The organism is Peribacillus sp. P4_D6, from assembly GCF_056401795.1.
On record NZ_JBFUIQ010000109.1, the window covers coordinates 1 to 12,975 of the forward strand.

Annotated in this window: 8 protein-coding genes and 1 pseudogene; 1 reads left to right on the forward strand and 8 read right to left on the reverse strand. The window is 39.5% G+C overall.

All coding sequences use genetic code 11. The annotated features are described in order from the left end of the window. From AC1DVB_RS21360 to AC1DVB_RS21375, 4 genes and pseudogenes are all read right to left on the reverse strand, one after another. A pseudogene (locus tag AC1DVB_RS21360) lies at positions 1 to 450 on the reverse strand (hypothetical protein); the annotation flags it as partial. A gap of 470 nt (positions 451 to 920) precedes the next feature. Next, a complete protein-coding gene (locus tag AC1DVB_RS21365) occupies positions 921 to 2,357 on the reverse strand; it encodes an amino acid permease (RefSeq protein WP_477590832.1) in 1,437 nt (478 codons plus the stop codon). An 802-nt stretch (positions 2,358 to 3,159) separates the two neighbouring features. Beyond that, on the reverse strand, positions 3,160 to 4,305 hold the full coding sequence (locus AC1DVB_RS21370) for a histidine kinase N-terminal domain-containing protein (RefSeq protein WP_098864378.1): 1,146 nt from the start codon (positions 4,303 to 4,305) through the stop codon (positions 3,160 to 3,162). Positions 4,306 to 4,548: 243 nt separating this feature from the next. Continuing rightward, positions 4,549 to 6,381, reverse strand: a complete 1,833-nt coding sequence (locus tag AC1DVB_RS21375; RefSeq protein ID WP_477590834.1) for a sigma-54-dependent Fis family transcriptional regulator — start codon at positions 6,379 to 6,381, stop codon at positions 4,549 to 4,551. A gap of 492 nt (positions 6,382 to 6,873) precedes the next feature. Between AC1DVB_RS21375 and AC1DVB_RS21380 the strand changes: the two genes are divergently transcribed. Next, a complete protein-coding gene (locus AC1DVB_RS21380; RefSeq protein ID WP_477590836.1) occupies positions 6,874 to 8,355 on the forward strand; it encodes an aldehyde dehydrogenase family protein in 1,482 nt (493 codons plus the stop codon). Between the two features lie 175 nt (positions 8,356 to 8,530). Here the strand turns inward: AC1DVB_RS21380 and AC1DVB_RS21385 are convergent, their stop codons facing one another. The 4 genes from AC1DVB_RS21385 to AC1DVB_RS21400 form a co-directional block, all read right to left on the reverse strand. Next, positions 8,531 to 9,235, reverse strand: coding sequence for a TerC family protein (locus AC1DVB_RS21385; protein ID WP_057277507.1), 705 nt, complete (start codon positions 9,233 to 9,235; stop codon positions 8,531 to 8,533). Positions 9,236 to 9,557: 322 nt separating this feature from the next. Continuing rightward, positions 9,558 to 11,045: a tagaturonate reductase gene (locus AC1DVB_RS21390; protein WP_477590838.1), complete on the reverse strand. Its 1,488-nt coding sequence runs from the start codon at positions 11,043 to 11,045 to the stop codon at positions 9,558 to 9,560. 66 nt (positions 11,046 to 11,111) lie between these two features. Continuing rightward, the gene (locus tag AC1DVB_RS21395) at positions 11,112 to 12,125 is read right to left on the reverse strand and encodes a zinc-binding alcohol dehydrogenase family protein (protein ID WP_477590840.1); all 1,014 of its coding nucleotides are present in this window, start codon (positions 12,123 to 12,125) and stop codon (positions 11,112 to 11,114) included. 44 nt (positions 12,126 to 12,169) lie between these two features. After that, positions 12,170 to 12,975: UxaA family hydrolase (locus tag AC1DVB_RS21400; RefSeq protein WP_477590842.1), on the reverse strand; the 806-nt coding region annotated here is incomplete at its 5' end.

The following is a 12,975-nucleotide window of genomic DNA, read 5'->3' on the forward strand; positions in this document are numbered from 1 at the left end:
GTTCTGCACTTGGCTGATCGGCGTTTTCCGTAATTGGTGCTTCAGTTCTGCACTTGGCTGATCGGCGTTTTCCGTAATTGGTGCTTCATCCACCTGCTCAGTTTCACTTGAAACTGCGGCTGTTTCGGAAACCGGGCCACTCAACAGTTCTTTTCCGAAACTGGAGCTTTGCATTTCCTTTAAATAGGAAGGGTTAATGCAGCTAAGCTTACCATTTTCAAATTGAACGACGATAGTGTCAAGTCCGTTGCCATATTGTTCATAACCTGCCAATTTGACTTTTGCTTGAAAACTTCCGCTTTTATATAATAGTTCTCTTTTAACCGAACGGGCAGTGAATAATTTCCATTCCAATCCTTTAGCGATATAGTCCGTATCATCTAAAAAAGGGATATACTCTCCTTTTGGTGCAATATAATGAATCAAACCTTCAGCTGGAGTTTCAGCCACAGTCACCACTCMTAATCTTTTCTATAGATTATATTCTAGCAAAGGATTTCAAAGTTGCAAATGAATGAGTATCATAATTGTACAGAGGGGGTGGCAGTCAAGGTTACGATTATATATAAACGCCCCCATGCAAAGAATGCAATCATTTTTGGAACCAGAAAAAAAGCTGCCCACTAAGAGCAGCCCAGGCTGTAGACAAACTCGATGTAAATCGAGTTTGTCTATTTTTATGGCTTGTACAATTTGGACGTTGATTGGAACRTAGGGCACTCGCTTTCCGCGGGCGGTCGGCCCTCGGCTTTCGCCTGCGGGGTCTCACGTTCAAAGTGTACAAACCCCGTCAAAAAGTAAAAACATGAAGGATAACTTAGTCTTCTTTTAAAATCATAGTTTGGGTAGAGACTATTTCGAAACCCAACGGAGCCGCCCACTAAAGGCAGTCTTTTATTAGAATAGTCAATCTTTTTTCTCTATAATCGGACAAAGCGACTACATTCCTTAACGTGGATATTTTTTAGTTTTCCTTCTTGTTCAGCAGCAATTACGTTTTTCTTATGATAAAACAGAAAGTATGACCCAATAACTAGAATCGTGAGAAGGGTTGTAAGAAAGAATTGCAATCTCATGGAATCAATAAACGCCTGAGCAACGAATATAATAAATAAGACGGCAATGGTCGCATAGGTTAAATATGGGAATAGCCACATTTTCACTTTGAGTGTCCCGGGATTTTCTTTTTCCGTCTTTTTCCGTAAATATAGATGAGAAAAGGCGATAAAGATATACATGATCATCGTGACTCCTCCCGAGCTGTTTGCGAGAAAAGCAAACAATTTATCAGGGGAAACAAATTTAAATGTCGTGAACACATAAGCAAAGAAAACACTTGCCATTAACGCCCAAATCGGGATTCCCCGCTTATTCACTCGGGAAAGGATTTTCGGTGCATCACCTTTTTTTGATAAAGAATATAACATACGAGAGCTAGTATACAGGCCTGAATTCAAAACAGAAAGCAATGAAGTGAAGATTACGATATTCATGATTTGACCAGCTGCCGGCAGGCCTGCCATGTCAAATACGCTGGCATAGGGGGTTTTCAGTAAATCTTCAGCACMTTGGGGGATTACGAGAACCAACACGGTCACTGAACCAACAAAGAAAAGAAGTAGACGCCATACGACACTGTTTATGGCTCTAATAATGTTTTTTTCAGGGTTTTCAGACTCTCCTGCAGCAATGGCAGCTACCTCACTTCCCGATAAAGAGAAAGTGATGAATATCACACTAAGAAGGACAGGCAGAAAACCTTTTGGTAAAAATCCTCCCTCTCCAGTAATGTTTGAAAGGCCTGGTGAATCAAATCCCGGAACCAATCCAAAAATCATGGCGGCACCAAGGAAGAGGAATATTACAATGGCAGCCACTTTCATGAAAGCTAACCAGTATTCAAATTCCCCATAAGCTTTGACTGAATAGATATTCGTAATCGTCATTAATATAGGGAAAGATAGACTGGCAGCCCACATAGGTATACCAGGAAACCAATCATGAATCATAGTTCCCAATAACGTAGTTTCAATAGCAATGATGATAACCCAGTTGAACCAGTATAACCAGCCGATCGTGTACCCGGCCCAAGGACCGAATGCTTGATGTGCATATGTTGAGAAGGATCCGCTATCAGGATTTACAACAGCCATTTCACCCAGCATACGCATTATAAGCACGATCATCAATCCTGCGATTATATACGATAAAATCGCACCAGGACCAGCTGAATCAATTATGGTTCCGCTTCCGATAAATAGTCCTGCCCCAATTACCCCGCCAATAGAAATCATTGTGACATGCCTGGTCTTTAGACCATGTTTCAATTCATTTGTTTGAAGTGCCACTATCGTCACCATCCTTAAAAACTGTCAATTTAACGTTTTGTAAGCAGTAAACCACTGCTCATGGGTACCCTAGTAGAAATCTTTCATTCAAAAAAAACAATGTTAACAGTCCTATACCCGTTTCATCATTCGTTTTCATGAGGCCAAATTCACAATCGTTATATGTATATTGAACAGCGTATATTCTATTAACCGGTAATGCATTTCTATTTATACTATCTCTTTACTACCATCAGCCCCTCAATGAATTACACGGAACGTACAATGGTCCTTGTTGATATTCACTTTCGCTTTTTGTTGAGTGAAGTTCTTTTATGTAAAATAACCAGCTCTTATTCTTTCTTTCCTCTATCTTTTTTTTTTATAAAAGCACCCTCTCTCATTAAAATTTCATACCTATATAAAATAAAAGCAATATCCATGCCAAAAAAAGGATAGTTATTCAATTAGGGTTTAACGCTTTTATGGATTAAAAACGATTCATTGTTGCATCATAAATGCATTTTTTGATTCATATATTAATTATTCACCCTTTTTGATTCACAATTGAATTAAAAATGACAATTTAACTGATTTCATTTTAGATTTCGACACCTTTACCTACCGAAAAATAACAGAGATAAAAAGAAGATGCCAAAAACCAAATTATGATTTTGCATCTTCCAAATATATTTATTTTCTTGAGAATGATTTTATGTAATACCGGCAGATCCGAAACAGCCTTTCCTATTAATCAAAAATCTGTACATGCTTCGAAAAATATCGATATGTATACTATTTTACTTTATGAAAAGGCACTATATGATATGTATTATACCCTTTGAAGCTCATTCTGGACTTTAGGGAAATGGATGCTGAATGTGGTTAAATTTTCATTGGAGACACAATTCATATATCCATCATTACTTTCAATGATCTTTTTACATACGTATAACCCAATTCCCGTTCCTAACTCTTTCGTCGTGACAAAGGGTTCAAAAATAGATTCAATCAATTCACTGGCAATGGCCGGTCCATTATTTGAAATTCTAATTATTCTCTCATTCGCCTCGATTAAAGAGTTTATCCTCAAAATTCTTGGATGTTCCTTATCCTTTAAGGCATCAATCGAATTTATAAAAAGATTCAAGAACACTTGTTTTAACCCATCCTTGCTCGCTGTCATGACGAAGTTTGGATAAATATCTATTTCCACATTAACACTGGCATCCACAATATTTGCATAAGTCAGTTCTTGAATTTCTTCAATTAGCTTTAACACTGAAATTTCCTCTCTTTGTTCCTCATTAAAATCTGATTTAGAGGTATGGAGGAATTGGGTTATCCTGAAATTCAGCTGATTTAACTCATAATCAATGATATCCAAATACTTCAAATCCGGATTCTCCCTCTTCAGTAATTTATTGAACCCCATGATAGCTGTAAGAGGATTTCGGAATTCATGTACAAAGCTTGATGATATCTGGCCCAATACCGCTAATTTATCTTTGTGGTTTTCACTTATATAAGACTTTTTTTCCTCAATCACTTCATTTGTAAGATTCGTATATCTCGTTACTGCATGGTAGCTGAACGTATCAAAGTGCAAGTTGATGTCATTAATGAATTTCTGCATATAATTAATCGGGATATTTGCCCCAAAAAGATTTCTGATTATGATATTTCTCCCCAAATTGATATTATATAGAAAATCCCCAATGTTGATATTCGCTTCAAGACGTTCTTTTGCAACCTGGTAAGCCAATTTAATCAGCAAATCTTCAGATAGTACTTCCTTGAACGTTTGGATCACCAATGAGTACATTCCATAACCATTTTCTTTAATCTTTTCTTTGTAGGGATCTATTTCATTGATCTTAATAGTCTCGTTCCATTCATTTAAAAACTCAGATTCTTTTTCTTCCAAATATTGGATCAATACAAATTTATACTTCTTATGTTCAGATGACAACTTCATACTATTGACCACACATCCCCTTACGGAAATTTAGATACTATATCAATAACATCATTCTATATGAGATTTTGATTTCCTGCACTTCATTATTTATAGTAGTGAAATGTAGCTTATAAGGAGACAAGGTATGCATGTTCGCATATAGTTACTTGCAATAACAAGAACCGACCAAATCAGGACGGGAATCTGAGAGATTTTAAAAGAAAAATTATCATACATGTTTTTTTATATACTAAGGAACTCTTACTTTTGAAAGTTGATTCCATATTTTTTCATTTTTCTATAAAGCGTATTTCGGCCGATGTCGAGTTGTTTCGCGGCGTTACTGATATTTCCACCTGTTCGTTCCAATGCATTTCTGATAAGCTGGGTTTCTTGTTCTTGAAAGTTTCTTGGTTCTCGATCGGCAATTGCCCCTTCCTCATTTGTAATGGAAGAAACAGGACAAAGTGCCACAAGCATGTCCCTTGTAATCGGGCCCTTATCAGCTAGGAATGCAGCCTGTCCGAGAACGTTTTGCAATTCACGGAAATTTCCTGGCCACGAATATCCCAAAATGAATGTTTTAGCTTCGACTGTCAGTTCAGTATGTTCGCTCTTATAAGGTAAATCCGCTAAAATGTATTCTGCTAAGAGCAATAAATCTTTACGACTCCTCAGATTTGGAAGTTTTAAAGATAATCCACAAAGGCGGAAAAATAAATCTGCACGGAATTCTCCAGCTTCCATTTCTTTTTGTAAGTCTTTGTTGGTGGCAGCAATGACCCTGACATCGATTGGAATGGAAGCATGTCCGCCGACACGCGTCACACATCGTTCCTGAAGCACACGGAGCAGAGACGCTTGAGCTTGTACCGGCATGTCCCCGATTTCATCCAAAAACAGGGTTCCGCCATCTGCAGCTTCGAACTTCCCCTTATGCCCGCCGCTTTTTGCTCCAGTAAAGGCACCCTTTTCATACCCAAATAACTCACTTTCCAATAAGTTTTCTGGAATTGCGCTGCAATTGATGGCGATGAATGGCTTATCACTTCTTAAGCTATACCCATGAATGGATTGAGCGAACAGTTCTTTTCCCGTTCCGCTTTCTCCAGTGATTAGCAAGCTGATATCAAGCGCTGAAGCTCTTTTAGCAATGGATATGGTTTGATTCATTTGCGGATCATTACTTATTATATCGGTAAATTGATAACGATTGGTTGTTAATCCATCAATCAATTTCTGTTTTTTTAACCGTACGATCACGGATGATTGATGTTCCATATTTTTGCCAAGGGTTTGAACCAAGAATTCCTGGTCTTTAATGGAAACCCTCCGTTCTAAAACGAGTGGGTCAGTTCCTGATACAATATTCGATACCGGTTTTTCCAATGTGCCGATAACATCTGACGCCGCTGAATTGAGATCTGTAACTTTCCCCTCTTTATCTAGGGTAATTAACGGATCAGGGTATGAATCATATATAAAATAAAGGTTTTTCTCCCTTTTTTGTGTTTGGGACAACAAGAGTGCTTGTTTGATGCTATCAGCCACCCTCTGAACTAAGCTAATGGAAAAAGGATGATAATTCTGTTGATGACTGCTTAAGTTCAAAACACCAAGCAGGTGCCCATCAGGGTGATAAATGGGTGATGCGGCACAAGTAAGAAAATGGTTATCCTGATGAAAGTGTTGACTGCCATGAATCAATACAGGATTCCTCTCCACTATGGCTGTTCCTATTGCATTTGTTCCTTTTGATTCCTCTAGCCAATTGGCCCCTTTTCTTAAGGAAACATTATCTGCATGGCGGATGAAAGCTGGATCCCCAACTGTTTCGATGATATATCCTTCAGGAGCAGCAAGTAATAAAATGGACTCCAAACCATTAATCGAATGATAAACTTCTTCTAAAATGGGAGAAGAATGGTACAGAAGTTCCGCATATCGATCGTGGTATTCGGCCAACTCAAAAGCACCAAGCATATCTTCCTTTTCCATCATGCTTGGCTGAAGTCCCTTCGAAATGCACCGCTGCCATGATTCTTGAATAAATGCCGGTATGGTTCCTTTATCCGCGCTTATATTAACAGACATTGAATAATCCTCCCGTATGTATAATCAAGTAAATCGGCTTCTGTTTTTTATTCAATTTCATTAATGAAACTCTAAGTGACCCAAAGTTTCAGAGCATTCAGGGTTCGTTCCTTCAATTTAATTATAACAGAAAATTCAGATATCCACCAAAATGAAAACAAGCTTCTGTGAATTACTAAACTTTTTTGTTCCATATTGGAACACCTGCCTGTTCCAATATGGAACAGTAAGGCACCTTCCCTTTTCCCTCCACCACCTTTTTAACTGATTTCATCGGTTTTTTGTTATGGCATCAGTCTTGCATAATTACATGTCGAGATATTGATTCCTTTTGATAAAGGGGGGTAAGAAAGAAATCAAGATAGTCAGAATCGCTGCAAGTCTGCCAAAGGGAATTGGAAAAAAACATAATAGTATGCCTGGTCCTTTTACTTAGAGCCATTGTCCAAACAGATAACGAACATATAATCCAATTGAAAAGGGGTATTATACATGGAACAAACTATTAAACTCAATCCACGTGTGCAAGAATTCTTGAAGGGCACCAAAAAGCTTTTGATAAATGGGGAATTGGTGGAAGCTGCTTCAGGAAAAACCTTTGAGACTCTCGATCCTTCAAACGGCAAGGTTTTAGCGGTTGTGAGTGAAGCGGGTCCGGAAGATGTAGATAAAGCAGTCAAAGCAGCACGTACGGYGTTCGACAAAGGTCCTTGGAAAAAAATGAGTGCATCTGAACGCAGTCGCCTCATTTATAAATTAGCGGACCTCATGGAGGAACATAAAGAGGCGTTAGCGCAATTGGATACCCTGGATAATGGCAAGCCAATTGGCGAAACCACTAATGCCGATATCCCCCTTGCAATCGATCACTTCCGTTATTATGCGGGATGGACCACTAAGATAGTAGGACAAACAATACCTGTTGCTGGGAATTACTTCAATTATACCCGTCATGAAGCAGTTGGAGTGGTAGGTCAGATCATCCCTTGGAATTTCCCCCTACTTATGGCCGCATGGAAATTAGGCGCAGCCCTTGCCACCGGATGTACGATCGTTTTAAAACCAGCGGAGCAAACGCCGCTTTCAGCCTTATATTTAGGACAATTGGCGCTTGAAGCAGGTTTTCCTCCAGGCGTTCTCAATGTCATACCAGGATTTGGTGAAACAGCAGGGTCACCGCTTGTAGATCATCCTGATGTCGATAAAATTGCCTTTACCGGTTCAACCTCAGTAGGGAAAATGATCATGCGCCAAGCTTCGGGAACCGTGAAAAAAATCTCGTTGGAATTAGGCGGGAAATCACCTAATATCATTTTACCGGATGCAGATATGAGTAAAGCCATTCCTGGAGCTTTAATGGGCATCATGTTTAATCAAGGACAAGTTTGCTGTGCCGGTTCCCGCCTGTACATTCAAAAGAAATCCTATGATAACGTGGTAGCAGACTTAGTGTCCCATGCAAAAAACATTAAACAAGGGGCCGGTCTTGATCCATCTACCCAGATAGGGCCTTTGGTATCCAGTGAACAAATGCAAAGAGTCGGCGGTTATATTGAAAAAGGAAAGTCTGAAGGAGCTGAAGTGGTTACCGGGGGTAATTACGGACAAGGAGAGGGTTATTTTGTTACACCTACAATATTTGCAGGTGTTGAAGACGAAATGACAATCGCTAAAGAGGAAATCTTCGGTCCTGTTGTAGCTGCGATGCCTTTTGACGATTTGGATGATGTAATAAACCGGGCAAATAACTCAGAATATGGATTGGCTGCAGGTTTATGGACACAGGATGTAAAAAAAGCCCATTATGTCGCTAATGAATTAAAAGCAGGTACAGTTTGGGTAAACTGCTATAACGCATTTGATGCAGCTTCTCCATTTGGCGGGTATAAACAAAGTGGAATCGGTCGGGAAATGGGCAGTTATGCTTTGGATAATTATACGGAAGTCAAAAGTGTCTGGATTAACTTAAATTAAAATAACAGAGTGAACGCTCCATATGCTCATTTGGCAAAGATATCATGATTGAAGTGCATGTTATCGTTTGCTAATTCGCAAAAGGACGTACCAAATTGCGGACTTTGGTACGTCCCTTTTATATTGCATAGACAAAAAGAAGAGACCTTTCATCCGAAAGGTCTCTTTGTATCGATTATCCATTACGTTCGATTTGCATTTTTTCTCTGTTTGCTTTTTCTTTTTCAATATTTTTCTGTCTTGAAATCCCGGCAAACAGGATTCCAATCACCACTATCGCTTCAAATCCATATTTAATGAAGGGATTTGCAAAGTAGTCGTGCATGAAAGGTTCAGCTACGATCATTTTAGCAGCTGTCCAGCCTAGTATTCCCGCACCAATTATTATGATGAATGGGAAGCGTTCGATCAGTTTCAGGATCAAAGTGCTTCCATACATCACTACTGGAATTGATACAAGTAAACCGATCACCACTAAAATGAAATTACCATGAGAAGCACCTGCAACCGCTAGGACATTGTCCAATCCCATCAATGCATCTGCAATAATGATGGTTTTTATGGCAGCCCACATCGAGTCTGCAGGCTTCACATCATGTTCTTCTTCATCGATAAGGAGCTTATAAGCAATCCATACAAGAAGTAATCCCCCTATTAAATGCAGTCCTGGCACCTCTAATAGCCAAACAACTAGCAGCGTTGCAATGATCCTTATCACTATTGCCCCGACCGCTCCCCATATTATCACCTTTTTTTGCTGTTCTTTTGGAAGCTTTCTTGCAGCTAATCCAATAAGGATCGCATTATCACCGGCTAGAACCAAATCTATCATAATGATCGCTAAAAGTCCTGAAATGAATTCACCTGATAAAAAATCCAACACAAATTCCTCCTTTTTACAAAAATAAAGAGACCTCTGCCATAAATGGCAAAGGTCTCGCTAAGCACTAAATGAATTAGGCCAATAAAGCCGGTGGGATTCCCACGTAATGACGACTTTATTTCAGGTTATCCCTGACGCTACTCCCCTTCACGGGAATAAAGAATATGTAATTCTTTTAATATCTTTCCATTAGGAAACTACCAAGAAAAAATATCACTAATTCAGTATACCAAAAATACAAATAAAATAAAGAAAAAAATAATAGATAGTAATGTTATTCATGAACTTAACCTTGTCCATATCCTTTCAACGGATTATTTTAGTCGATCATCCCTTCTAGATATTGGCATATTTCATTTCCTAGGTTCGGGATATCGCTCAAATCCTTCCCCCATAGATATTGATTACTTAAGGTTGCCTCTATCAATTGTCTAAGCGGGACTTCCCCTTTATCATAACGAAGCCATTGTTCCTGGAAAAATTCAATTGTCTTTATATCATCTTTAACGACATAGTCTTTACCCGCAAAGCTTTTACCAATATAACTCCCCTTCATTTCATTAACCCTATAAAATCGGATCAGGCCCGAAAAACCTCTTACGATACAGTCGGGCAGCGTGCCTTTCGCCTCATGATATTCCTCTAAGGTAGGAAGGAGACGAGCCTTGAACTTCGAAATGCTGTTCAGCGAGATATCGGCCAGGAGGTGATGTACAAAAGGATTCTTAAATCGCTCAAGAACACTTTCCCCATATTGCATCATCTCATTTTGATCAAAAGGTAATGAAGGAATTATTTCCTTTTCGATGGCATTGCATAGAAATTGGTTGAATTCCGGATGATCGATTGCCTGTTTTACTTCTTCCAATCCAGATAAAATGCCTAAAGGAGCCAACAAGGTATGTGAACCATTAAGTATCCTTACCTTCCTCATTTGATAAGGTGTCAAATCTTTTACCCAATGCACATTCAATCCGGATTGTTGTAAAGGAAGACGTTGATCGATACAAGGGTCACCTTCAATAGCCCATAAATGGTAGGGTTCTGCCGTATTTAGCAGAGTATCCTTGTATCCCCATTCAGCAAATAGGGTGTCCGACTCATTGGCTGGAAATCCTGTAACGATACGGTCTACAAGCGAGTTTAGGAATAGGTTGTCCCGGTCCACCCACTCCATGAATGGCTTTGGTAAATCCCAATCCCTGCTATGCTTAAGAACATATTGCTTCAATGAATCACCATTTTTCTCTAAAAGCTCACATGGAAGCATGATCAGTCCCTTTTTCGCATCCCCGTTAAAATGCAGATAGCGATGATACAAAAAAGCAGTCAGCTTTCCTGGAAAAGATTCCATCGGCTTTYCTTCTTCCAAAGGAATCGGATGGTATTTGAGTCCTGCTTCAGTCGTGTTGGAAACTACAAATTCCAATTCAGGATTTTCTGATAGTGCTAAAAATTCCATCCATTCTTCATATGGATCAATTACCTTTGAAAAAACGGAAATGATCTCTGTATGTTCCACTTTCYTCCCTTGGTGAAAACCACGTAACATTAATGTATACAGTCCATCTTGCCGCTTCACTTCCTCTATTTTCCCTTTACCGACGCGGCGGGGCTGGGTAACTGCAATGCTTCCCTTGAAATGACCTTGTTTATTACACTCATGAATCATCCAATCAAAGAAGCCCCGAAGAAAATTCCCCTCACCAATCTGCAATACTTTTATGGGGAAATCCATCTTATGTGAGGATTGGGCAGCTTTTGTATCTTTACTCAAACGCTTTAGTGGACTTTTATTTATGTTCATGATCAAAGAATTCCTTTCTTATTGAAATATCCAATTTAGAATGCGAACTAACAGCATACCTAGTGCTTATATTTCGACAATCGCCTTGATCACTTTAGCTTCAGGAGTTAACCATCCTTCAAATTGATTGATCATTTCATCCATATGTGTGCGGTGTGTAATATACTGGCTCATATCCAACAAATTATTTTTCAGCGTATTCACGACATAATCAAAGTCATCCCTTGTTGCATTGCGGCTTCCCATTAATGTAAGCTCTTTACTGTGGAATTCAGGATCATTGAAGGAAATATCAGCTTTAACTAAACCGACATAAATCAATCTTCCGCCGTGAGCAGGATATTTAAAAGAATCCATCATTGACTTAGCATTACCTGTCGCATCAAATACCACGCTTGGCATATCTCCATTCGTCAATTGGGCCAATTTCTCCATTGGATTCTCCAAAACATTCAAAGTATAATCGGCATTTGCCCATTTGCCAGCAAACGCAAGGCGTTCATCATTTATATCCATTGCGATCACCTTTGCACCCTGTTCTTTAGCGAATGCCATGACTCCCAAACCAATGGGACCAGCACCAATCACTAGTGCAAATTCCCCTTTATGAATAGCAGCGCGCCTAACTGCGTGAGCCCCGATACTTAAAGGCTCTATCATTGCGGATTGATCAAGTGTGAGACCCTCGGTTCTCACCAAATGATTATAAGGAACCGTAATCCACTCACTCATGCCGCCTTCAGCATGTACACCCAACACTTTCATATCCGTACAGCAGTTCGTTTTTCCACTTCTGCAGGCCAGGCATTCTCCACATTCCATATAGGGGATGATCGATACCTGATCCCCGACATTAAGCCCAGATTCATTTTCCGGTATGGACTCAATATAACCGGATAATTCATGGCCAAGAATTCGAGGATAGCTAAAAAAGGGTTGATTACCTCCATATGCATGGATATCCGTACCGCATATACCTATACGCCGCACACGAATCAAAGCTTCCCCTGAGTTTGGTACGGGTTTTTCCGACTGTATCATCTTAAATTCAAAAGGTTGTTCACAAACGATACTTTTCACTGATTAACACTCCTTTTTTATACCTTAATAGAAACCTTGTACTATTAGAGAATGACACCTTCTTTAAAGATGCTAATCTCCCTATACCCGAATTTTTCATTATTCGTTATCTTTTTACCGGATGAAAGCTCAAGAATGTAATGGAATAAATCGTCCTTTATTTCATCGATCTTTTGACCTTCTATCAACCGTCCGGCATTATAATCAATCCAGTGCTTTTTACGATCGGCTAAATCCGAATTCGTGGCTATTTTTACAGTTGGCACCGGTCCGCCGAATGGTGTTCCCCTTCCCGTAGTGAATAGAACGATATGTGCGCCGGCTGCTGCCAAAGCCGTCACCGAAATCAGGTCATTTCCAGGAGAATTGATTAAATTCAAACCATGCTTCTCTACTCGTTGTCCATATGGGCTTACATCCACTACAGTGGCAAGGCCCCCTTTTTGTGTACATCCAAGTGATTTTTCCTCCAGTGTACTTATGCCGCCTTCCTTGTTTCCAGGTGAAGGGTTTTCATAAATTTCTTGATCATGGCGAATGAAATACTGTTTGAAATCATTTATAAGGCCAACGATTTTCTTAAAGGTTTCTTCATCCCTCGCCCTGTTCATCAATATCGTTTCCGCTCCAAACATCTCAGGAACCTCTGTCAATATCGTGGTCCCGCCATTTTCCACAATTAAGTCGGAAACCGCACCAACCAATGGATTAGCAGTAATGCCTGAAAAACCATCGGAACCACCGCATTTCAAGCCTATTTTCAACTTTGAAACTGGTACGTTCTGGCGTATGAACCCTTCCGCATATTCCACTAGTTCCCCTATTAAACGTAAGCCGCTCTCCAATTCAT

Excerpts from the sequence above, each read along its gene's own strand:
- AC1DVB_RS21375 (WP_477590834.1), bottom strand. The coding sequence starts at position 6,381 with ATGTCTGTTAATATAAGCGCGGATAAAGGAACCATACCGGCATTTATT.
- AC1DVB_RS21370 (WP_098864378.1), bottom strand. The coding sequence starts at position 4,305 with ATGAAGTTGTCATCTGAACATAAGAAGTATAAATTTGTATTGATCCAA.